This is a genomic window from Aeromicrobium ginsengisoli, assembly GCF_004134905.2.
GTDB classification, from domain to species: Bacteria; Actinomycetota; Actinomycetes; order Propionibacteriales; family Nocardioidaceae; genus Aeromicrobium; species Aeromicrobium ginsengisoli.
The window spans coordinates 71,096-92,677 of sequence record NZ_SDPQ02000003.1 but is presented as its reverse complement, the minus strand read 5'-3'; the positions used below and the strand labels follow the sequence as shown (position 1 = coordinate 92,677).

Genomic DNA, 21,582 nt, shown 5'->3' with positions numbered 1-21,582 from the left:
TGCGCTACCTTGACCACCATGTCGCTCGTGGCCCAGCTCGCCGGTACCGCTCGCGGGGTCACCGCCCGCTCGCTCCTCCAGCTGCCGCGCCCGGTCCTCAGGCGCCTCGCCGGTTCGCCGGTCGTGATCGACGGCCGGACGCTCGACCCGGAGATGCAGCTGCTGCTGCGGATCCAGAAGATCGAGGGCCCCGCCACCGAGACGTTGCCGATGCGCAAGGGCCGCGCCAAGGTCGTCGCCGACGCCAAGGTCGTGGGTGGCAACCTGCCCATCGGCGCCGTCACCGACCGGACGATCGATGGCCCCGGCGGCCCGCTGACGCTGCGCTTCTACACGCCGCGCGGGCTCACCGGCGATGCGCCGGCGCTCGTGTTCTTCCACGGCGGCGCCTGGATCTATGGCGACCTCGCCAGCCACGACGCGACCTGCCGGTTCCTCGCCGAGGAGGCCCAGGTCCGGGTCGTCGCGGTCGACTACCGGCTCGCCCCCGAGGCGCCCTTCCCGGCCGCGTTCGAGGACGTGTCGGCCGCATGGCAGTGGATCACCGAGCACGCCAAGGGCATCGGGATCGACCCGACGCGCATCGCGGTCGGTGGTGACAGCGCCGGAGGTTGCATGGCGGCGCTCGTCGCGCAGCATGCGGTCGCGGGCCCGGGGATCCAGCCGGCGTTCCAGCTGCTCCTCTATCCGGTGACCGACTTCCTCGACACGACGCCGAGCCGCAAGACGTACGCCGAAGGGTTCTACCTCACCGAGGCCTTCATGGCGCTCGGCGAGGAGAGCTATCTCCTCGGCGACGAGGACAGGGCCGATCCGCGCCTCTCGCCGCTGCGCCACGACGTCGCGGGCGTCGCTCCGGCGTACGTCGTGACGGCGGGCTTCGACCTGTTGCTCGACGAGGGCAAGGCGTACGCCGACAAGCTCAAGGCGGCCGGCGTCCCCGTCGAGTACGTCTGTGAGGAGGGGCTCATCCACACGTTCGCCAACATGGTCGGCGTCGGCAGGGCAGCACCCCGGGCGATGCGCCGAGCTGCCAGCGCCCTCCAACGCGGCCTTTCCTGAACCCTCTCGTCAGCGTGAGTAGAGGACGTCCTTCTTCCAGTCCGTGAAGCCGAGGTTGCGATAGACCTTGAGGGCCGGGGCGTTGTCGCCCTCGACATAGAGGTCGACGATCGGCAGGCCCAGCTCGTGGAGGTGCCGCAGCCCACGGGCCGTGAGCGCGGTGCCCAGGCCGCCGCCCTGAGCCTCGGGGTCGATCCCGACGACATAGACCTCCCCGATGCCCTCCTCGACCTTGGTCCAGTGGAACCCGACGATGCGCCCGTCCCGTTCGGCGACGAACAGTCCTGCAGGGTCGAACCAGTCCGACGACGTACGCCGGGCGAAGTCAGCGGCATCCATCGCACCCTGCTCCGGGTGGTGCGCGAACGCTCGTGCGTTGACCGCGATCAGCTGCTCGGCGTCCTCCGGAACGTACGACCGCAGGGTGATGCCGTCGGGTACGCGCTCAGGTGCCGGCGGCCTGTCGAACGTCAGGCGCAGCACCAACAGGATGCGTTCCGGCGTGAGACCCGCCGATGCCGCGAGAGCCTGGGCCGCCGGCAGGTCACCGTGCGCCCAGTAGCGGTCCTCGCCGTCGGCCAGGAGCTCGTCGAGGATGCGACGACCCTTGCCGGCCCGGCGATGCGCCGGGTCGACGACGATCTCGACGGGTGCGTCGCCGACCGCGTACGCCGCCGCCGTGATCGTGCCGTCCGTCTCGGTTAGCTGCACCAGGACCCGCGCGGGCGAGCCGTCCCGGAGGGCGAACAGGCTCGCCTCGTTGAACGGCTCGGCACCGTCGACGGCAGCAGCGCGCTCCGCCAGCTCGAGGATGCTCATCGTGCCCTCAGCGCCACGAGCTGCGATCCGACCTCGGCGGCGATCGCGCGAGCGAGCAGCTCCGGGGTGTCGCCCTCGGGCTCGGCGACGAGGTGGTGCACCGTGCCGTTCTCGTAGAGGTCGATCGCGCTGACTCGCTGCGCCTCGGCCATCTCCGCGGCGTGGTCCAGGTCGCCGTGCACGATCGCGCTCGCGCCCTCAGGCGGCAGGGGCGACAGCCAGGCGTTCTCGGCGGCGATGACGACGTCCGCCGGCAGCAGAGCCAACGCCCCGCCGCCGCACCCTTGGCCGAGGATGACCGAGACCGTCGGCACCCGCATCGTCGACATCCACGAGATGCACCGCGCGATCTCGCCGGCGATCGCGCCCTGCTCGGCCTCGGGCGACAGCTCTGCGCCGGGGGTGTCGATGAACGACACCAGCGGCAGTCGCAGCTCGTTGGCCAGACGCATCCCGCGACGCGCCTCGCGGAGCGCGGCCGGGCCCATGGGCTTGAAGCGGGTCTGGGTCGTCCGGTCCTGGCCGATCACGATGCACGGCTGACCGTCGATGCGGGCCATCGCGACGATCATCGCGCTGTCGCGCTCGCCCTTCTCGGTGCCCTGCAGGCGCAGCGTCTCGTCGCTGCCGTAGCGCAGCACCTCGCGTACGCCGGCGCGATGACGCCCGCGCGTGATCTGGATCGACTCCCACGCCGACCGCTTGCGGGTGACCTCGCCCTTGCGCAGCTCGCGCGTCTGCGGCTTGGGCGGATCGATCAGCAGGCTCAACGCCCGGTCGACGAGCAGCGGCAGCTCGTCGGGCAGCACCACCGCGTCGATGATGCCGCGATCGGCGAGGTTCTCCGCGGTCTGCACGTTGGGCGGGAACGGCCGGCCCTCCATGAGCTCGTAGACCTTGGGCCCGAGGAAACCGATGAGCGCCCCGGGCTCGGCGACCGTGACGTGCGCCAGCGAGCCCCACGAGGCGAACACCCCGCCGGTCGTGGGGTGTCGCAGATAGATGAGATAGGGCAGGCCTGCCGCGCGGTGGTCCATGATCGCCCGCGAGATGTCGACCATGTGCACGAACGCCGGCGTGCCCTCCTGCATACGGGTGCCGCCGGAGGCCGTCGTCGCCAGCAACGGGATGCCCTCAGCGGTCGCCCGACGTACAGCCGAGACGATCCGCTTCGCCGCAGCCTGGCCGATCGACCCGGCCAGGAACCGGAACTCGTTGACCAGCACCGCGACCGGCCGGCCGTGCATCAGGCCGCGTCCGGTCAGCACCGACTCGTCGGTGCCCGCGCGCTCCGCGGCCGCGGCGAGCTCCTGCCGATAGGTCGGGTCGAGGCCGGAGTGGTCGACCGGCTCGTCCCACGACTCGAACGAACCCTCGTCGAGGACCAGGTCGAGCAGCTCCTGTGCAGTCAGATGAGCCATGCGCTCATCGTCTCAGGTCTGAGCAGCTACGCGTCAGCCGTGTCGCGGGCCGGCTCGGTCTTGGTCGCGACGAAGCGGTAGCCGACGTTGCGCACGGTGCCGATCAGCGTCTCGTTGTCGGTGCCGAGCTTGGCGCGCAGCCGGCGTACGTGGACGTCGACGGTGCGAGTGCCGCCGAAGTAGTCGTAGCCCCACACCTCCTGCAGCAGCTGCTGGCGGGTGAAGACCCGGCCAGGGTGCTGGGCGAGGAACTTGAGGAGCTCGAACTCCTTGAACGTGAGGTCGAGCGTGCGGTTCTCGAGCTTCGCGGTGTAGGTCGCGTCGTCGACCACGAGGCCGCTCGACGAGATCACGTGGCTCTCGTTGTCGCCGTCGAGCGTCGCGGCGATGCGGCCGATGCCGAGCCGCAGGCGGGCCTCGAGCTCGGCGGGTCCGGCAGTCGTGAGGATGACGTCGTCCATGCCCCAGTCGGACGCGGCGACGGCGAGCCCGCCCTCGGTCAGGATCAGGATGAGGGGGCACTCGATGCCGGTCGTACGGATGACCCGCGTGAGGCTGCGCACCTGCGCGAGGTCGTGGCGACCGTCGACGAGGACGGCGTCACACGGTGGCGCGTCGAGCAGGGCACTCGCCTCGGCGGGCAGGATCTTGACGTGGTGCGGCAACAGGGCGAGCGCCGGCAGCACCTCGACCGACGACTGCGTGCTCTTGGTGAGGAGAAGCAGGTGGGACATGGTGAGCCTTCCGGTGCCGCGTGAGTTAGCCGGGTCGTTCGGGTCCAGATATGCGAAAAGGCCATGGTGGAACACCGTGGCCTCGTTGCATGGTCAACAATACTTCATGTGTCGGAACAATTGCCACGCGGTGACGTGAATGAGAACGACGTCACAGTGCACTACTGGGCCTCCGCGCGGGCGGCCGCAGGCGTGGCCGAGGAGCACGTGCCCGCCGGCACCTTGGCCGAGCTGCTGACCGAGATCAGCACGCGACACCGTGCCCGGGACCGCTTCGACGACGTCATCGCCACGTGCTCGATCCTCGTCGGCGACACCCCGGTCGGCGCCCGTGAACCCGCCACGATCGCGCTGCACGCCGGCGACACCGTCGAGTTCCTCCCGCCCTTCGCAGGCGGTTAGCGCCCGCCGGCCTGACGCCTACTGGCATCATGCGGGGGTGCCACGCCTCGGTTCGACCTTGCTCTCGCTCGCGCTGGCCGGCGCGATCACGCTCGCGGCCTACGCCGATCCGGTGTTCGTCGGCGCAGCGGTCGTCCTCGTCCAGGTGCTGATCGCGCTGGCGCCCAGCGCGGTCGACGCGACGGGCCACTCGATCCGTTCGCCGCACTTCGTGGCGGCCTTGAGTGGCGGCCTCGTCGCGACGGCGATCACGTTGGCGCCGGACCTGTTGAACGGCGCCGCAGGCACGTCGCCCGATGTCGTCGGTGCGACCGACAGCGGGATGCTGGCCGGTATCCTTCCGGCGATCGCGGTGTCGGTCTTCGTGGCGTTGATCGCGCAGATGCTCCGCACCGACGGCCGCCCCAACCTCGTACCGTCCACCGCGTACGCCGTGACGCTCGGTGCGTTTGCCGCAATGTCGACGGGATGGATCGGCGCCGCGCAGTCCCTCGGTGACGCGGAGGCGGTCGCCGTCGGTGCAGCAGGCCTCGCCGCCGGGCTCTTGGTCTGGCTCGTCCCGATCGACCGGTTCGTCTGCGCCGTGCTCGCAGTCGTCGCCGGAGCGGGTGCCGGCGCAGCCGTGACGCTGGCCCTCGACTCGACCCTCACGTGGGCCTTCGGCATCACGGTCGGCTCGGCCACGGCGCTGTTCGGCGTGCTGGGCCAGGTGCTCGGGCGGGCCTGGTCCCGCGGACACACGCATGCGTCCGCCGGCTGGGGCTTTCCCGGAGCGATGTCGATCGCCCTTGCAGCGCCCCTCGTGTACGTCGGCGGCCAGCTCGTGGGTGCGCCCGGCCTCTGATCAGCCGGCCGACGAATGGTCGGCAGTCGTGCGTCGCGCGCGTCGAACGAGCCGCAGCACCCGTGGTGCGCGAGCGATCAACGAGAAGGGCCAGGTCAGCCGTACGACCGCCAGGCCGAGCCACCCGCGGCGTGCCAAGGGGCGATGCGCGCGGAGGTGGTCCGCCGAGGGGAAGACGATGTTGAGCACGATCCGCGCGCGTTCTGGCCAGCGTGGGGCGTCCTCGAAGCGCTCCAGCAGCAGGGCGGCGGCTGCCGCGGGTGCGGGGTCGTCACCGGGCGCAGCCAGATCGCGAGCGACGACGCTGGCCGACAGCTGGACGGGCAGGTCGAGCCGAGCCGCGAGCTCACGACCTGCGGGGTGGTGGGACAGCCCGAGCGCGAACGACTCCGCGGCTCCGCACGCCTCGGCCCGCCGAGCGGCTTCCGCCCAGGTCGCGTCGTCGAACCGCGCGAACGCCCGCATGAGGTCTTCAATCGCCTTGGCGGTGCGGGCCACCGCCGTGTCGTGCAGCGTCACGATGAGGGCGCAGCCGGCCGCGTCGGGGACTCGCACGGCGCGGCGCTGCACCGCCAGCTCGTCGGTGTGGGCGGTCATCACCGACCAGAACGCCTGGAAGTCACGTATGCCGTGGAACCCGCGATGCAGATCCACCTGGGCCGGTGCCGACCCCTCGCGTTCCCACGGGGTCACGGGCATCCACTCGCGCTCGACCGCACGCAACCGGCCGAGGCCGGGCCGGAAGCCGCACGACTCCAGCACGTTCTCCGCAGACCCGAATGCGTCGGGCGCGACCAGCAGGTCGATGTCGACATAGGTCCGACGGTCCGGGTCGTCGGCATAGAGCCAGCGCACCGTCGCGGGCCCCTTCAACAGCACCGAGTCGATGCCTTCACGAGCCAGTGCTGCGGTGACCTCCGCGGTGGCCAGGTCGAGGCTGATCGCCTGGACGGCGGCCCTCACATGAGACGGCACACGTTGACTCATTCGGGGCAGATCTCCACCGGATCAATGCTACATTCGCTCGCGTTCGGGGCCCGCCTTCAAGCGATCGTTCGATCGTCACGAGGAGTATGCGATGGCTCCGCCCCGAGTGTCCGCCACCACCGTCCTGCACGCCTCGGACAGCGTTCTGCTGAGGCAGGCCGGCACCGAGACCGTCCTCCTCGACCTGACGAGCGAGGAGTTCTTCGGCCTCGACGGAGCTGGTGCTCGCATGTACGAGCTGCTCGCCGAGCCCCGCACGATCGATGCCGTGGCCGACGTCATCGTCGACGAGTACGACGTCGATCGCGACCAGCTCGTGGCCGATCTTGTGGACCTGGCAGCGGAGCTCGTCGAGCGTGGCCTGGTCGTCGCCGATGAGTGAGCGGGTTCGTCGCGGGTGAGCGGGTTCGCGGTCCTGCTGGCGGACGGCGAGCCGTTCCCGCCCGGCGACGTTGGGCAGGTCGCCGCGGCCATCGCGCCTCGCGGCCGGGATCGCGAGTCGAGTCGTACGGTCGGCCGCTGCACGCTCCTCCACTCGGCCTTGTGGACGACGCCGGAGGCTGCTCGTGAGCAACAGCCGCAGCGACATCCCGGCCGTGACCTGTGGCTGACGGCAGATGCGAGGATCGACAACCGGGCCGAGCTGCGGGCCCGGCTGGAACGCGGGGTCGAGCAGGCGCTGGACACCGACGCCGACCTGATCCTTGCTGCGTACGAGCACTGGGGTGCCGGCTGTTTCGAACACCTGGTCGGCGACTTCGCGCTCGCGCTGTGGGACGCAGAGCGGGACGAGCTCATCCTGGCGAGGGACGCGTTCGGGCTGCGGCCGCTGTATTGGGCCGACACCGGTTCTGGGCTCGTCGCGGCGTCCGCATTGTCAGCTGTGCTGAAGGTCGCGACGATCGCCGAGGTCGACGAGGACTATCTCGCCGGCTTCCTCATCGACGAGCCACCGGTCGACGGGACGATCTGGTGCGGGATCCACCGGCTGCCGCCCGGGCACCTGCTGCGTCTTGGAGCTGCCGGACCAGTCGTCGAGCGCTGGTGGAACCCGTCGATCGAGCCGCTCGCGCTGTCGATCGATGAGGCGGTGACCCGGGTCCGTGACTGCTTCGACGAGGCTGTGCGATCCCGGCTGCGCTGCCGCGACGGCATCGCGGTCGAGCTGAGCGGCGGCCTCGACTCGTCGACCGTCGCAGCGACCGCGGTCGGTCTCGGCGCGACGATGTCGGCCCTCACCTGTGCCTTCGACGACGCCGAGGCTGACGAGCTGGACCATGCGGCGGCGGTGGCCGCCCATCTGGGCCTCGACGTCGAGGTTCTCCCGGTCGAGGCGATCCCCCCGTTCGACGTGGCGACGGACGTGGCAGCGCAACAGCAGCCCCTCTACTCCATCGACGCGGCCGACACCGCCTCGCGCCATGCCGCTGCTCGCGCGCTCGGGTGCTCCGTCGTGCTGAGTGGTGTCGGCGGTGACGAGGCGTTGTACGGCTCGAGCCTCGCCCCCCTCGACCTCGCCCTGTCCGGGCACCTTGGTGGTGGCTTTCGATGGCTGCGCCGGGACGGCCTCACACGACCTGCGGCGCTGTGGCGCCTCGTCCGCGGTTTCGCGCGTCAGGCGGCGCTCGGTCGCGTCCGTCGTCATCCCGAAGGGATGGTCGCGCGCCGGATGGCGGCACGCTGGGAGCGAAGGCGAGCGGGTGACCACCCCTGGCTCCGGTCACCGCTTCCGGCGCTCGCCGAGCGGCCGGACCGTACGGGCCCGCTGGCGAAGCAGGAGCAGCGCGACTACTACGTCGCGACGCCCTACAACCCCATCGCGTACGAGCAGACCGACCGCCTCGCGGCCGAGCGGCACGTCGAGGTCCGCTATCCGTTCCTCGACCGCCGACTGGTCGAGCTGGTGCTGCGGCTCCCGGAGGACCTGATCCGGCTCGGCGGCGAGCGCCGCGGCCTGCACCGCCGCGCCTTCGGCGATCGCCTGCCGCAGTCCGTGGCGACGAGGACCGACAAGGCAGAGCTGACCCGACCGTTCATCCGCAAGATGTTCGCCGCCTTCGACCGGTCCGCAGCTGAGCGCGCCCTGTCCGCCCTGGACGACCGGATCGATGCGGCTGCCTTCCTGCGGACGTACGACGCAGGGGAGCGGTCGTTCGACCGGGCGCCGGGCGAGCCGCAGGGATTCCAGCTCTGGCTGGCCCTCAGCGCCGGGCTCACCGTGAAGACATGTCTGATTGACCGTTCACGTAACGCTTGAGCAGAGTTGCCGTTATTCTGGGAGAACTCCCCATCATTCTGGTGTTACTCCCACTCGCAGAATTGAAGACTCCCATGAACAACAGCAAGCAGACCTCTGTCTACGTCCGCCCTCAGCTGCGCAGCTACGGCGCCATCACCCAGGTCGTCCAGGGCAAGTCAGGCCTCGGCCTCGACGGCTCATCTGGCAAGGTCGGCAAGAAGTAGCCCGGTCGAAAACGTCTGGAACGCCCACGCGCGGGCGATCTTGTCATGTACGAGGCCTACGGCCTGTGCGTCGATTCCGCGATCCCGCTTCCGCTTCAGCCGTCTGTCGGCCTGACCGCAGACCTCGAGATCCGCTGCGGGACGGTGGGCTGCTCGGACGTACGTTTCGCCGATCTCGACGCCGGTGACGACGCCTGGCTCGAGAAGGGCTGGGCCGCATCGCGCGTCGTCCTGAGGTTCGCGGAGATGACGGTCGAGCTGTCGACACGTCGGCCCCTCATCACCGTGGACGTCACCGGCACCGACGACGCCGACCACGTCGCGCATCTCGTGATCGACCACGTCGTCCCGCAATGGCTGGCGATGCGGGGCGATCTCGTGCTGCACGCCAGCGCCGTCCAGGCACCCGGTGGCGGTGCCGTGGCGTTCGTCGGGGAGAGCGGGCGCGGCAAGTCGACGACCACGACCGGACTCGGCCAGCTCGGTTGGCGATTCGTCGCAGACGATGCGTGCCGCGTGGTGCAGTCCGGGTCCATGCACGAGATCGTGCCGAGCTATCCGGGCGTACGACTCCTGGCGCCGAGTCGTACGGCCCTCGTGCCCGAGCTCCCGTCCCGTCCGATGGCCGACGGTGCCCCCAAGCATCGCGTCACCCCCGACATCCGCCCGGTCACCGGTCCGGTGCCGGTGTCGCTCGTCGTCGAGCTCGGGCATGACGCGGAACTCGCCGTCCACCGCATGTCGTTGTCGGAGTCGACGGCGTGCCTCGCTCGCCACTCGTTCTACCTGGCTGCGTCGCAGGACGCCGTCGCCTCGCAGACCTTCCTGCTCGCCAGTGCGTTGGCCATGGATGTCCCGTGCGTGCGCGTCGACTTCCCGCGCCGCTGGGACGTGTTCCCCGAGTTGGCGGCGCTCATCGAGACGACGATGGCGTGAGCGGCTCCGGCCGGGCTCCGGGCGCGTCCCTGGTGAGCAACACCGTCGAGGCGATCCGTCTCATCCGCCGCACCGCGCCGCGCGAGTACGTTCTCCTGCTCGTCTGCACGATCGTGTCCGGCATCGGACTGGTGCTGCTGCTCGTGGCCGGACGCGAGCTCATCCGCGACCTGACTGTGGCTGACCGACCCGACGACATCGGTCCGCTCGTGCCGAGCCTGGTCGGCGTCGCCGTGGGCACTGGTCTCACGACGCTGGCGTCCGCGGTGCAGGCGGAGGTCAGGTGGCTCATGGCCCATCTCGTGGAGCGCCAGTCCGTCACGACTGTCGTGGACGTCGCGTCGGCCGTCTCGTTGGCCGAGCTCGAGTCGCCGGACTTCCAGGACCACCTCCAGCGGACCCTGCGTCAAGCCGCGCAGCGGCCGTGGGACCTCGTGCAGGCCGTCTCGCAGCTGGCCGGCGCCGCGGTCGGTGGCCTGGTGGGCGCAGTCGTCCTGGCGACGGTCGAACCATGGCTCGTCCCGGCCGCCCTGCTCGTCGGGCTGCCGGTGTTGCTGGTGGCGGGGCGCAACAGCCGGGCGATGTTCGTGGCGGTCTCGGCGATCACGCCCATCAATCGGGAGCGCGAATACCTGCAGGAGCTGCTCACGGGTCGCGACGAGGCCAAGGAGATCCGGGCGTTCGAGTCCGTGGAGCACCTGCGGCAGCGCTACGAGCAGCGCTACGACGACGAGATCGAGGGGTTCCGGGCCGTCTCCCGCCTGCGATCGCGTCGCCTGCTCCTGGCCGGGGTCGGAGCGACGGTCATCACCGTTGCGACCCTCGCGGTGCTCGTCGGACTCAGCATCGATGGTCGCGTGCCGCTGGCCGACGCGGCGATCGGCGCGGTGGCCGTCCAGCAGCTGACGACGCGCGTACGCGGCATCGGTGGCTCGATCAGCTCGATCCAGGAGTCGTCGTTGTTCCTCGACGACCATGCCGCGTTCGTGGACCGGGCTCACCGGGCCCGGGCTGGCAGCACGTCGCCAGCTCCCGCCCGGACGGCCGCCCCGGACGGCGCTGCGGTCGCTCTCGACGACGTGTCGTTCACGTATCCGGGCGCCACCGTGCCAGCACTCCGCGGGGTCAGCCTGGCGCTCCGTCCCGGCCGGGTCACGGCCCTGGTCGGTGCCAACGGGTCCGGCAAGACGACGATCGCCAAGCTCATCTGCCGTCTCTACGATCCGGATGGCGGAGCCATCACCTGGGACGCAGCCCTGACCGGATCCGGCGGGCTGCCGCGGGTCGGCGTCATCTTCCAGGACTTCCTGCGTTACCAGCTGTCGGCGCACGACAACATCGCCCTGGGCGACAGTCGACGCCATGTGGACCGCGCGGGCGTCGAGGCCAGCGCGCGTGCGTCGGGGGCCGACACGTTCCTGACCCGGCTCGCCCGCGGGTTGGACACCTGGCTCAGTCCTGCCTTCGAGGGCGGGACCGACTTGTCGGTCGGCCAGTGGCAACGCGTCGCGATGGCTCGTGCCGTGTTCCGCGACGCCCCCGTCGTCGTCCTCGACGAACCCACGGCGGCGCTCGACCCGCTCGCCGAGCGCGAGATGATCGACGGGACAACCGCCCTGTTCGGCGACCGCGCCGTCCTGGTCATCTCGCACCGGTTCGCCAACGTCGTGAACGCCGACGACATCGTGGTGCTGTCCGAGGGCGAGATCGTCGAGCGCGGCACCCACGAGACGCTCATGGCGCGCGGGGGCACGTACGCCGAGATGTACACGACCCAGGCGGCGGCGTTCGGGGCCGAGCGCCATGCCTGACCGGGCTCGCCGGATGCGCTCCCGCCCGGCGTTCTGGTTCGCGCTCGCGGAGTCGATCGCCGTCATGCCATGGGTCGTGCTGTCGCTGCGGACCCGCGGGTTCGCCGGCACGATGCGGTCGGCGGCCGGCAGCTCGACCGGCGCGCAGGCCGCGCCGCGGCTCGGCGCGCCGGTGCCGGTGCCGGTCCTGGTCGTGACGGCGGCCGTCACGGCGGTCGCCGGCCGCCGACGCACGGGCTGGACCTGCCTGCCCCGAGCCGTCACGATCGTCCGGCTGGCGCGTCGTCGAGGCCACGAGGTCGAGCTGTGTCTCGGCGTGGCGTCGCCGGCCGCAGGTGTCCTGCCGGCCCACGCATGGGTCGAGTACGGCGGCCGGCCACTGAACGACACGGCAGACGTACGCGATCGCTACCACGTCATCCCCGTCCCGGTGCCCACGGAGCGGAACCTCAGCGCCCGCTGAAATCCGCCACGTACGCTGGAAGCATGGCTGGCATCGTGGCGCTCCTCGCCGCCCTCGTTCTCACGGGGTTCGCGGCGTGGGCGGTCAAGGCGAAGAACGGCCGGTTCAAGGATCGGCCGCCCCACTCCGACGCGGAGATCCTGACCGCCACCGACATCGGGGCCGAGCTCGGCGAGCGGGCGACGCTGGTCCAGTTCTCCAGCGCGTTCTGCAGCCCGTGCCGCGCGACCCGCGTCCTGCTCACCGACATCGCGGCCAAGGTCGACGGCGTGACGACGGTCGACATCGACGCCGAGGAGCATCTCGACATGGTCCGCAGGCTCGGGATCCTGCGGACGCCCACGGTGCTGGTGCTCGACGGCGCAGGCACCGTGTCGACCCGCGCCTCAGGCCTGCCGAGACGCGAACAGGTGCTCGCCGCCCTCGGACAGGCCGTCGGAGAGCGACGATAACGGACTGCAATGCCAGCCGTCGCGCCACGATGTGGGACAACCGTCCACATGGTGAGACTCGGGAGTGAACAACCCGGGAAGTGTCCCTACTCTTGAACACATGCTTGAGACGACACACCTGACGAGGCGGCGCGCAGTCGACAACTGCCGCACCCGCTCCTCGCTGTGTCGCATGCGCTGACACCTTTCGTCCGTCAGTTCCCGCACGCCCAGGCCACGCCGGGTCGTGCCCCAGCGCAGGAGCACCATGTCCCAACCCGCACAGGTCGACCCGCGAGGTCTGCGAGTCAACGCCGGCATCACCGCCGTCGTGCTGGCCCTCGTGCTGATCACGCCGGAGCCCCTCAACGTCGTCCTGCTGGCGGTTCAGGTCGCGGTCTTCGCGGTCTCGGCCCTGGTCAACCTGCAGGCCTCTCCCTATGCCGTCTTCTTCGCCAAGGTCGTACGTCCGCGCATCGGACGTCCGGCCGAGCTGGAGGACGCCCGCCCGCCACGGTTCGCACAGCTCGTCGGACTTGGCTTCACCGCTGCCGCCCTGATCGCCTTCCTCGCGGGAGCGACGACGGTCGGCTACGTCGCCACGGTGTTCGCACTCGTGGCCGCCCTGCTCAACGCTTCCGTCGGCCTGTGCCTCGGATGCGAGCTCTACCTGGTGCTGCGCCGGTTCACGCCGGCTCGCGCCTGACAACTTCATCCGCCGCACCGAACACGCACTGTCTCATCAACCAACGCCCATCCCGGGCACACAACGGAGGTACAGCATGAGCCGCGAATCCGCGCTCGTCACCGCAGACTGGGTCGAGGAACACCTCAACGACTCGTCGATCGTTCTCGTCGAGGTCGACGAGGACGCCGAGGCCTACGACAAGGGGCACATCCCCGGCGCCGTCAAGCTCGACTGGAAGAAGGATCTCCAGGACGGCGTCCGCCACGACTTCGTCACCAAGGAGAAGCTCGAGGCGCTGCTTTCGGCCAAGGGCATCGGCAACGACGACACCGTCGTGTTCTACGGCGGCAACAACAACTGGTTCGCCGCGTACGCCTACTGGTACCTCAAGTACTACGGCCACGACAACCTGCGCCTCCTCGACGGTGGCCGCAAGAAGTGGGAGCTCGACTCGCGCGAGCTGACGACCGAGGTCGTCGAGCGTCCCGCGACAACCTACGTCGCCAAGGACGCTGACGAGTCGATCCGCGCGTTCCGCGACGAGGTCATCGGTGCCATCGGCACGAAGAACTTCATCGACGTGCGCAGCCCCGACGAGTACGCCGGGCGCCTCCTCGCTCCGGCGCACCTGCCGCAGGAGCAGGCCCAGATCGGCGGTCACATCCCGACCGCCGGCAACGTGCCGTGGAGCAAGGCCGCCAACGACGACGGCACGTTCCGCAGCGACGAGGAGCTGAAGGCCCTCTACGCCGAAGCCGGTCTCGACGACGCCAAGGACACGATTGCGTACTGCCGCATCGGTGAGCGCAGCTCGCACACGTGGTTCGTGCTCAAGGAGATCCTGGGCCACGAGAACGTCAAGAACTATGACGGTTCGTGGACCGAGTACGGCGCTCTGCGCGCCGTGCCGGTCGCCCTCGGCGACGAGCCGGGTGTCGCCTGATGTGCGGCGCGATCAAGGGCGGCCCGAGCCTCGACGGCGTCGACGTCGCCAATGAAGCCGTGATCCAGGGCATCGTCACGCGAGACGGCCAGCCGGTCGGCAACGCGTACGTCCGCCTGCTCGACCGCACGGGCGAGTTCACCGCTGAGGTGCCCACCTCGGCGACCGGGCAGTTCCGGTTCTTCGCCGGTCCCGGCGAGTGGACGCTGCGCACCCTCGCACCGAAGTCGATCTCGGTCGACAACGCCGTGACCGCCGCCAAGGGCGTCGTGGCCGAGGTCGCCGTCGCGGTCTGACCGCAACCTGCCTCCTGACGGGGTGCATCCGGCTCGCCGGGTGCACCCCGTCGTCAGGCGGCGGGCGCACGTGACGTGTTGCGCGTATCACGTGGTGGAGAAGTGGTCACAAATGACCAGTGGCTACGCTACGCTGGGACCGTAACGGTCTGTCATCGACACTCGTTACGTGACACGTCGTCGAAAAACCCCGTACCATCAGCAACACAGCAGTACTGCACCATTGAGACTCGGAGCCCACTGGGAGTGCGTCATGATCAAACTTCGGCTTGTAGCCGCGGCAGCCATAGCGGCGGCAGCGACCCTGCTGTCCTCGGGAGCTGCTCAGGCATACCCTGACATCCCCAACGTGACGCTGACCATCTCTGATGCGACGATCGTCGGCGGCAACACCTTCAACTACAAGGCCAGCGCCGACGTCGAGTGCGAGTGGACCGTCACCTACTCCGAAGCCGTCAACGGCAGCGCCACGCAGACCGGCAACGGCAAGTCGCTCTCCGGCTCCTACGACACCAAGGTCGTCGAGAGCACGTTCAAGTCGCCCATCAAGGCGACCTGCAAGTACGACGACAACGTGCCGGCCGTCAGCGCCAAGATCCAGACCTCCAACGAGGTCAGCCCGGCGTTCTTCTCCACGAGCGACGCAGCCAAGGTGCTGCCCGCCGCGATCCAGACCGCCGACGCCTCCGCCACCATCACGCTGCTGCCCAAGAAGGGCGTCGATGACAACAACAGCGGTTCGGACCTGCCCGACACCGGCGGCTCCAACCTCTGGATCCTCGTCCTCGGTGGCGCGCTGGTCGTGGCTGGTGGTGGCGTCACGTATGCCGCACGTCGCCGCCACACGCACTGAAGTCCTCGGCGATCAGCACTGTGCACGTTCCTCTGAAGGGACGTGCATAGTGCCGTCTGTGGCCGCGTCATGAGCTCCGGGCGCACCTGGGGTCGTCGGCACGTCCCGTGGTACCGCAGGATCACTCGCGGCCATGTGGGCCTTGCAGCAGTCGTCGTCCTGCTGTTCCTGCTCCTGTTCTTCGTGATCCAGGCCTCTCGGGCCAACTCCTCGCTGCGACTGGCGGCCAACCAGGCCGAGGTGCTTCAGAGCCAGATCGTGGCCGGCGACGACGCCTCCGCCAGGATCACGCTGCGACAGCTCCAGCAGTCGACGGCCCGAGCGGCTGACACGACCGACGGGCCGATGTGGAAGGTCGGCTCCAAGCTCCCCTTCATCGGCAAGAACATCGATGCTGTGCAGACCGTGTCGCAGGTGACCCACGACATCGCCACCGACGCCCTGCCGCCCGTCGTCGCGTTGTCCAACCAGATCAACCTCAACACGTTCAGTCCCAAGAACGGCAAGATCAACATCGCGGAGATCCGCAAGATCGCACCGTCGGTCAAGACCGCCACGGCCGCGCTCACCGCGGCGCAGAAGGATCTGTCCGGCATCGACGCCACCTCTCTGCTGGCACCGTTGCGGGGCCCCGTCGAGACGATCCAGGACAAGGTCGACAACGCGCAGTCCGCCGCCAAGTCGAGCAACCTGGCTGCGGAGCTGCTCCCGACGATGCTCGGCGGCAAGGGCACCCGGCGCTACATGCTGCTGATCCAGAACAACGCCGAGATCCGCTCGACGGGCGGCATCCCCGGGTCGTTCGCGATCCTGAAGGCCAAGAACGGCAAGCTCTCGATGGGCGAGCAGGGCGCGCTCAAGGACCTCCCGCCGTTCGACGAGCCGGTCCTGAAGATGACCAAGAACGAGTCCACGGTCTTCACGCCGACGCTGGTCACCAACCTGCTGGACACCACCGTGACCCCCGACTTCCCCCGCACCGGCGAGATCGTGCGGGCCATGGTCGAGAAGGGGCTCGACCTCAATGTCGACGGTGTGATCTCGGTCGATCCCGTGGCCTTGAGCTATGTGCTGGCCGGGACGGGTCCCGTGCCGGTCGCCAACGGCACGCTCAACCAGTACAACGCGGTGCCGCTGCTGCTCAACCAGACGTACGCGCTGCAGCCGGACCGCGACAAGCAGGACGACATCTTCAAGGTCTCCGCGAGGGCGATCTTCGACGTCATGAAGTCCGGCCGCGGTGAGCCACGACTGGTCATCGACGGCCTGGTCCAGGCGGCGTCGGAGAACCGGCTCATGGTGTGGTCGTCGCACAAGGACGAGCAGCGCCGGCTGCTCGACTCCCCGCTGTCGGGGGAGCTCAGCGGCAACGGCGGCAAGACGCCGCACGTCGGGATGTACATCGGTGACGCGGCGTCGACCAAGATGGAGTACTACCTCGAGTACTCGACGACCTTGCGGTCCGACCGCTGCCTCCAGGGCGGTGTCCAGCAGCTCAGCACGTCGACCGAGCTGACCTCGACCGCACCGCTGAAGGCGGCGTCGCTGCCGGTCGCCGTGACTGGCGACGGGGCCTACACGCCGCGCGGCACGATGCGCCTCATCATCCGCTTCTACTCCCCGTACGCCGGTGGCTTCACCGACGTACGGCTGGACGGCAAGCCACAGACCGTCTACGCGGACTCGCATCGCGGCCGCAATGTCACGAAGGTGCTGCTGACCCTCAAGCCGGGCCGCACCTACACGATCACGACGTCGATGATCTCGGGTCGCAACGAGCCGAACGACCCGGTGTTCTCGACCACGCCCGGCGTGCAGCGGACTCCCAACGACGTCGTCGTCAAGTCCGCCTGTTCCTGACCCGTCAGGTCAGTCGACGTCCTTCTTGAGCACGTCGTCGGGGTACTTCTTGAGGTAGGCCCGCAGGTTGTCCTTGCGGAATGCGGTGAACAGCTCGTCGGACTTGGCCTCGTTGAGCCGCACGATGCTGCCGTAGACCGGGATCGTCTCGGTGCCGGCGACAGGGGCGGACAGGAAGTAGACGTCCTTGGTGTGCATGCCGCGCAACGAGAGGGCGAGGCCGCGCATGTCGCTGCCCGACCACTCGGCATCGACCGTGAGGTTCTTGGTCAGGGCCTTGACGGTGTTGATGAGCTTGACCGGGTTGCGGGTGACGCCCTTGCTGAGGATCTTGCCCATGAGGGCGCGCAGGAAGTTCTGCTGACGGGCGATGCGGTCGAAGTCGCCCCGCAGCAGACCGTGGCGCTGGCGAACGTACTGGAGGGCCTTCTTGCCCTTGAGGTTGTAGTCGCCGGCCTTCCACTGCACGTGCTGCATCTCGTCGTAGGTGTCGTCGGGGATGTGGACCGGGACTCCGCCGACAGCCGTCGAGAGGTCCTTGAAGCCCTCCCAGTCGATGATCGCGACGTGCTTCATGCGCAGGTTGGTCAGGTGCTCGACGGTCGACACCGCGCCGACGGGGCCGTACTCGGAGAACGCGGCGTTGATCTTCTGCTGCCCGTGCGCATTGCCCTCGGCGTCGTAGATCGTCGTGAACGTGTCGCGGGGGATCGAGGCGAGGAACGCGTACTTCCGGTTGGCCGTGATGTGGACGATCATCAACGTGTCGCTGCGGTACTTGCCGACGGGCCACTTCTCGGCCTTGGCGTCCTCGGACAGTGACGTGTTCTCGGACTCGCCGGGGATCTTCTTGCCCTTGTCGGAGCCCAGCAACAAGATGTTGAGCGCATTGCCCTTGTCGGGATCCGGGCGCTCCTCGTCCTTGAGCTTGTCGTCGACCTTGACCTTGTCGACGTTGCCGAGCTGCTTGTTGAGCATGTAGGCGTACGCGCCGGTGATGCCGACACCGAGGCTGACGACGACACCGAGGGTCACGAGGGCGAGAAAGGTCTTGCGGTGGCGCCGGCGGAACTTGTCAGCGTCCGCACGCCGCTTGCCGGCGTCGCGGTAGCTGCTGAACCTGCCTGCCATCGTGCTCCGTCCTCAGGGAATCCCGTCCATTCTGCCGGGTTGCGCCAAGGCGGCCAACTCGTGCCGGGGCTCAGACCTCGAGCAGCAGCGTCGTCGGTCCGTCGTTCGTGAGGGAGATCGCCATGTCGGCGCCGAACACCCCTTCGGCGACCGTGGCTCCGAGCGCGCGCAGCGAGGCGCAGAAGTGGTCGTACAACGGCTCGGCAACGGGACCCGGTGCCGCGGCGGTCCAGGTCGGCCGGCGACCTTTGCGGGCATCGCCGTAGAGCGTGAACTGGCTGACGACGAGGATGCCGGCGCCGAGGTCCGCGGCGGACTTCTCGTCGCGCAGGATGCGCAAGGTCCAGATCTTGGCGGCGAGCCGATCGGCGGCCTCGGTGGTGTCGTCGTGCGTCACGCCCAGCAGGACGACCAGGCCCGTCCCGATCTCGCCGACCGTCTCGCCGGCCACGTCGACCTTGGCCTCGGTGACCCTCTGCACGACCGCTCTCATGCGGGTCACCCTAACTGCCCCCCGTAGACTGGAATCATGCCGTTCGAGATCCCGTCTGACCTGCACCCCGACCTGATGCCGGTCGTGTGGCTGCTGGGCAATTGGCACGGTGACGGGCACGGCGACTATCCGACGATCGATCCGTTCACGTTCGAGCAGGATGTCGTCTTCGCCCACGACACCCGGCCGTTCCTGCACTACTTCAGCCGCACCTGGATCACCGACGACAAGGGCGAGCGCGTACGCCCGGGCGCCCTCGAGACCGGATTCCTCCGGCCTGTGGGCGACGGCGACCTGGAGCTCGTCCTCGCGCACCCCACCGGCTATGCCGAGGTCTGGTACGGCAAGGTCGACGGGCCTCGTGTCACCCTCGCGACCGACATCGTCGCGCGTACGTCGTCGGCCAAGGAGTACACCGCCGGCCAGCGCATGTACGGCCTCGTCGAGGGCGACCTCATGTACGCCTACGACATGGCCGCAGAGGGCCAGGAGATGCAGTCGCACCTGTGGGGGAGGCTGGCCCGTGTCTAGCCCGCTGCTGGACCTGCCGGGGGCCGTGGGCGGCGACGCGCCGGACCACGCCGTCGCAGCCCACTACGGCGCCATCTCGGCCGAGCAGCGCCGGCTCGCCGAGGGTGGCACGTTCGTCGACCTGTCCCATCGGGACGTCGTCACGATCACGGGACCCGACCGCCTGACCTGGTTGCACTCGCTCACGACGCAGTTCCTCGAGAACCTGGCGCCCGGCGTGCCGACCGAGGTCCTGCTGCTGTCGCCGCAGGGCCGCATCGAGCACGGGTTCGCAGGCATCGACGACGGCGAGACGTTCTGGGCGCACACCGAGCCCGGTGCAGGTGCGGCGCTCGTCGAGTTCCTCGACCGCATGCGCTTCATGCTTCGCGTCGAGGTCGCGCTCGCGACCGACGAGTGGGCGGTCATCGGCCGGCCCGGCCTGCGCTGGGAGATCCGCCCTCGGGCATCCCTCATGGCCCTGCCGGCCGAGCTCGGCGACCCCGTCGGGATGTGGGCGTGGGAGGCCGAGCGCATCGAGGCGGGCCTCGTGCGCGTCGGGCTGGATACCGACGACCGGACGATCCCCAACGAGGTCGGGCTGCTCGGCATCGCGGTTCACCTCGACAAGGGTTGCTACCGGGGCCAGGAGACCGTGGCGCGGGTGCACACCCTCGGCCGCCCCCCGCGCCGACTCGTACGCCTCCTGCTCGACGGCTCGGTCGACCATCTGCCGGCACACGGGACCGACGTCACCCTGGACGGCGTGCGCGTGGGATTCGTCGGTTCGTCTGCTCGCCATCACGAGCTGGGCCCGATCGCTCTCGCGGTCGTCAAGCGCAACGTCGATCCTGCGGCGACGCTGCTGGCGGACGGAGTCGCGGCCAACCAAGAGGTGCTCGTGGACCCGGAGGCCGGGCTCCACGTACGTCCGGTCCTCGGCTGATGTCCTCACAGCGCTTCGCGATCCTCGCGGTCTGCACCGCCAACATCTGCCGCTCGCCCATCATGGAGGCCCTGCTGCGCGTGCAGCTGGACGACCAGCGGTTCGAGGTGGCGAGCGCCGGCACCCAGGGCTGGGAACGCCAGCCGATGGACGGCATGGCGGCGATGGAGCTCATGCGGCTGGGCTTCTCCAACACCGGGTTCCGGTCACACGCGATCGACACCTACCTCGTCGACTCCGCCGACCTGATCCTCACGGCGACCCGCTCGCACCGGTCCGCGGTGCTCGAGATCACGCCTTCGGCCCTGCGGCGTACGTTCACGCTGTTGGAGTTCGCGGCGCTGTGCGAGGTCGTCGAGGGCGACGATCCGCGCGCCCTGGTGGCCGATGCGTCACGACAGCGCAGCAAGGCACCGTCGACGATCGACATCGGCGATCCCTATCGCCGCAGTCCTGAGGTGCACCGGCACACCGCCGACCAGATCGACACCGCGGTCCGCACGATCAGCAACCGGCTCAACGCCCTCGTCGGCGCGCGCTGACCCTCAGGTCACCCGTTCTTCAGGCGCTCGGCGATCGCGCCGGCCGCCCCCCGCATTCCGTCGGCGTTGGGGTGCAGAGGCGCTCCGGTGCCCTTGGCCGGCTTGAGCCCGTTGATCCAGGCCTCGTCGCCGGCGCAGACGTCATGCCCCTTGGAGACCTTGCGCAGGGACAGGTAGCCCACGCCGGAGACCTTGGCGGCTGAGGCGAGGGTCTGGTCGAGGCGTTGCTCCGCGCGGGCCTCGAGCGTGGTCCGCGAGCCGGTGGTGCCGAGCTCGGCGCACCCGTCCTTGTCTGGGGAGACGCGCAGGTAGCCCACCATGAGGATCGTGGCCCGGGGCGCCTTGCGCCGGATGTCGGTCAGGCCACGCTCGACGCTGTCCTTCACCTCGTCGAGCATGCCCGGGAGGCGACTCTTGACGAACCCCGAGCACACGTCGTCCGACGCGTTGTAGAAGTCGGTGCACACCGTGAGGATCCCCGGGAACGTGCCGGCGTCGTTGCCGCCCATCGTGACCGTGATGAGCTGGGTGTGCTCGTCGATCGCGTCGAGCTGCGCGCGGGTCGAGGTGCCCCCCCGCGGTGTGAACGGCTCGGTCAGGTGGCTCGTCGGCGCGCCGGTGCAGGTGACGTCCGCGAAGGTCTTGGCCTTGAGCTCGTCGGCGACCAGGTGCGGCCAGTTGTCGTTCGACCGCCGGCAGGCGCCCGAGGACGTCGAGACGGGGTCGATGTCCGGACCGGCCGCGAACGAGTCACCGAGCGCCACGTACGAGCTCACCGACGTCAGCGCCCGAGGCGAGGGGCTCGGGAGTGCGGCTCCATCGTCGTCGGATCCCGACTTCGTCGTGCACGATGCCATCAGCATCGCCACGGCAGCGAGGACGACCAGCCGGCGAGTTGAGTGCCTCATGCCGTCACCCTAAAGGGCGCGTTCCAACCGGGTGACCGG

At 69.5% G+C, this 21,582-nt stretch carries 25 protein-coding genes; 18 read left to right on the top strand and 7 right to left on the bottom strand.

Features of this window, described 5'->3' with window-relative positions:
* The first annotated feature begins 18 nt into the window (after positions 1-18).
* The gene (locus tag ESP70_RS13590; protein WP_149689869.1) at positions 19-1,062 is read left to right on the top strand and encodes an alpha/beta hydrolase; all 1,044 of its coding nucleotides are present in this window, start codon (positions 19-21) and stop codon (positions 1,060-1,062) included.
* Between the two features lie 9 nt (positions 1,063-1,071).
* Here the strand turns inward: ESP70_RS13590 and mshD are convergent, their stop codons facing one another.
* Genes mshD through ESP70_RS13575 form a run of 3 tightly spaced genes read right to left on the bottom strand, consistent with a single transcriptional unit; the run spans position 1,072 to position 4,036 of the window.
* Positions 1,072-1,881: a mycothiol synthase gene (gene mshD, locus ESP70_RS13585; protein ID WP_149689868.1), complete on the bottom strand. Its 810-nt coding sequence runs from the start codon at positions 1,879-1,881 to the stop codon at positions 1,072-1,074.
* On the bottom strand, positions 1,878-3,302 hold the full coding sequence (locus ESP70_RS13580) for a carboxyl transferase domain-containing protein (protein ID WP_149689867.1): 1,425 nt from the start codon (positions 3,300-3,302) through the stop codon (positions 1,878-1,880). The genes mshD and ESP70_RS13580 overlap by 4 nt, the downstream gene beginning before the upstream one ends.
* Before the next feature lie 26 nt (positions 3,303-3,328).
* Positions 3,329-4,036 (bottom strand): winged helix-turn-helix transcriptional regulator, encoded by a 708-nt coding sequence (locus ESP70_RS13575; protein WP_056211454.1) that lies wholly within the window; start codon positions 4,034-4,036, stop codon positions 3,329-3,331.
* 135 nt (positions 4,037-4,171) lie between these two features.
* On the opposite strand from ESP70_RS13575, the gene ESP70_RS13570 reads away from it, so the two are divergent.
* Together ESP70_RS13570 and ESP70_RS13565 are read left to right on the top strand one after the other, a co-directional pair.
* Positions 4,172-4,438 carry a MoaD/ThiS family protein gene (locus tag ESP70_RS13570; protein ID WP_246162036.1) on the top strand — a complete coding sequence of 89 codons (267 nt, stop codon included), beginning with the start codon at positions 4,172-4,174 and terminating at the stop codon, positions 4,436-4,438.
* A gap of 37 nt (positions 4,439-4,475) precedes the next feature.
* Complete coding sequence (locus tag ESP70_RS13565; RefSeq protein ID WP_149689865.1) at positions 4,476-5,282, top strand: hypothetical protein; 807 nt, start codon at positions 4,476-4,478, stop codon at positions 5,280-5,282.
* Here the strand turns inward: ESP70_RS13565 and ESP70_RS13560 are convergent, their stop codons facing one another.
* The gene (locus tag ESP70_RS13560; protein WP_188110629.1) at positions 5,283-6,245 is read right to left on the bottom strand and encodes a nucleotidyltransferase family protein; all 963 of its coding nucleotides are present in this window, start codon (positions 6,243-6,245) and stop codon (positions 5,283-5,285) included.
* A 115-nt stretch (positions 6,246-6,360) separates the two neighbouring features.
* Here ESP70_RS13560 and ESP70_RS13555 point away from each other — a divergent pair, with 115 nt between their 5' ends.
* From ESP70_RS13555 to ESP70_RS13505, 12 genes are all read left to right on the top strand, one after another.
* On the top strand, positions 6,361-6,651 hold the full coding sequence (locus ESP70_RS13555) for a PqqD family protein (RefSeq protein ID WP_149689863.1): 291 nt from the start codon (positions 6,361-6,363) through the stop codon (positions 6,649-6,651).
* Between the two features lie 15 nt (positions 6,652-6,666).
* On the top strand, positions 6,667-8,526 hold the full coding sequence (locus tag ESP70_RS13550) for an asparagine synthetase B family protein (protein ID WP_149689862.1): 1,860 nt from the start codon (positions 6,667-6,669) through the stop codon (positions 8,524-8,526).
* Positions 8,527-8,600: 74 nt separating this feature from the next.
* Entirely contained in the window at positions 8,601-8,732 is a 132-nt protein-coding gene (locus ESP70_RS20565) for a hypothetical protein (RefSeq protein WP_281287332.1), read from the top strand.
* 45 nt (positions 8,733-8,777) lie between these two features.
* Positions 8,778-9,668 (top strand): phosphoenolpyruvate carboxykinase (ATP), encoded by an 891-nt coding sequence (locus ESP70_RS13545; RefSeq protein WP_149689861.1) that lies wholly within the window; start codon positions 8,778-8,780, stop codon positions 9,666-9,668.
* Positions 9,665-11,479 (top strand): ABC transporter ATP-binding protein, encoded by a 1,815-nt coding sequence (locus ESP70_RS13540; protein WP_149689860.1) that lies wholly within the window; start codon positions 9,665-9,667, stop codon positions 11,477-11,479. Before ESP70_RS13545 ends, ESP70_RS13540 begins: the two co-directional genes overlap by 4 nt.
* 13 nt (positions 11,480-11,492) lie before the next feature.
* Positions 11,493-11,942 (top strand): lasso peptide biosynthesis B2 protein, encoded by a 450-nt coding sequence (locus ESP70_RS13535; RefSeq protein WP_188110628.1) that lies wholly within the window; start codon positions 11,493-11,495, stop codon positions 11,940-11,942.
* Positions 11,943-11,965: 23 nt separating this feature from the next.
* Positions 11,966-12,394, top strand: coding sequence for a TlpA family protein disulfide reductase (locus ESP70_RS13530; protein ID WP_149689858.1), 429 nt, complete (start codon positions 11,966-11,968; stop codon positions 12,392-12,394).
* 247 nt (positions 12,395-12,641) lie between these two features.
* Complete coding sequence (locus tag ESP70_RS13525) at positions 12,642-13,079, top strand: DUF4395 domain-containing protein (protein WP_149689857.1); 438 nt, start codon at positions 12,642-12,644, stop codon at positions 13,077-13,079.
* A 76-nt stretch (positions 13,080-13,155) separates the two neighbouring features.
* Complete coding sequence (locus ESP70_RS13520) at positions 13,156-14,004, top strand: sulfurtransferase (RefSeq protein ID WP_149689856.1); 849 nt, start codon at positions 13,156-13,158, stop codon at positions 14,002-14,004.
* Positions 14,004-14,300, top strand: a complete 297-nt coding sequence (locus tag ESP70_RS13515) for a DUF1416 domain-containing protein (protein WP_149689855.1) — start codon at positions 14,004-14,006, stop codon at positions 14,298-14,300. The genes ESP70_RS13520 and ESP70_RS13515 overlap by 1 nt, the downstream gene beginning before the upstream one ends.
* Positions 14,301-14,553: 253 nt before the next feature.
* Complete coding sequence (locus ESP70_RS13510; protein ID WP_149689854.1) at positions 14,554-15,153, top strand: LPXTG cell wall anchor domain-containing protein; 600 nt, start codon at positions 14,554-14,556, stop codon at positions 15,151-15,153.
* A gap of 135 nt (positions 15,154-15,288) precedes the next feature.
* Positions 15,289-17,013 (top strand): DUF4012 domain-containing protein, encoded by a 1,725-nt coding sequence (locus ESP70_RS13505; RefSeq protein ID WP_188110627.1) that lies wholly within the window; start codon positions 15,289-15,291, stop codon positions 17,011-17,013.
* 9 nt (positions 17,014-17,022) lie between these two features.
* On the opposite strand, the gene ESP70_RS13500 is transcribed toward ESP70_RS13505, so the two are convergent.
* Positions 17,023-18,144 (bottom strand): LCP family protein, encoded by a 1,122-nt coding sequence (locus ESP70_RS13500; protein WP_149689852.1) that lies wholly within the window; start codon positions 18,142-18,144, stop codon positions 17,023-17,025.
* A 70-nt stretch (positions 18,145-18,214) separates the two neighbouring features.
* Complete coding sequence (dtd, locus tag ESP70_RS13495) at positions 18,215-18,637, bottom strand: D-aminoacyl-tRNA deacylase (protein ID WP_149689851.1); 423 nt, start codon at positions 18,635-18,637, stop codon at positions 18,215-18,217.
* A gap of 36 nt (positions 18,638-18,673) precedes the next feature.
* Between dtd and ESP70_RS20435 the strand changes: the two genes are divergently transcribed.
* The 3 genes from ESP70_RS20435 to ESP70_RS13485 are packed head-to-tail and all read left to right on the top strand — an operon-like array spanning position 18,674 to position 20,635.
* Positions 18,674-19,168 carry a heme-binding beta-barrel domain-containing protein gene (locus ESP70_RS20435; protein ID WP_246162035.1) on the top strand — a complete coding sequence of 165 codons (495 nt, stop codon included), beginning with the start codon at positions 18,674-18,676 and terminating at the stop codon, positions 19,166-19,168.
* A complete protein-coding gene (gene ygfZ, locus ESP70_RS13490) occupies positions 19,161-20,093 on the top strand; it encodes a CAF17-like 4Fe-4S cluster assembly/insertion protein YgfZ (protein ID WP_246162034.1) in 933 nt (310 codons plus the stop codon). The genes ESP70_RS20435 and ygfZ overlap by 8 nt, the downstream gene beginning before the upstream one ends.
* Entirely contained in the window at positions 20,093-20,635 is a 543-nt protein-coding gene (locus ESP70_RS13485) for an arsenate reductase/protein-tyrosine-phosphatase family protein (RefSeq protein WP_149689849.1), read from the top strand. Before ygfZ ends, ESP70_RS13485 begins: the two co-directional genes overlap by 1 nt.
* An 8-nt stretch (positions 20,636-20,643) precedes the next feature.
* Here the strand turns inward: ESP70_RS13485 and ESP70_RS13480 are convergent, their stop codons facing one another.
* Complete coding sequence (locus ESP70_RS13480; RefSeq protein ID WP_149689848.1) at positions 20,644-21,543, bottom strand: SGNH/GDSL hydrolase family protein; 900 nt, start codon at positions 21,541-21,543, stop codon at positions 20,644-20,646.
* Positions 21,544-21,582: the final 39 nt, after the last annotated feature.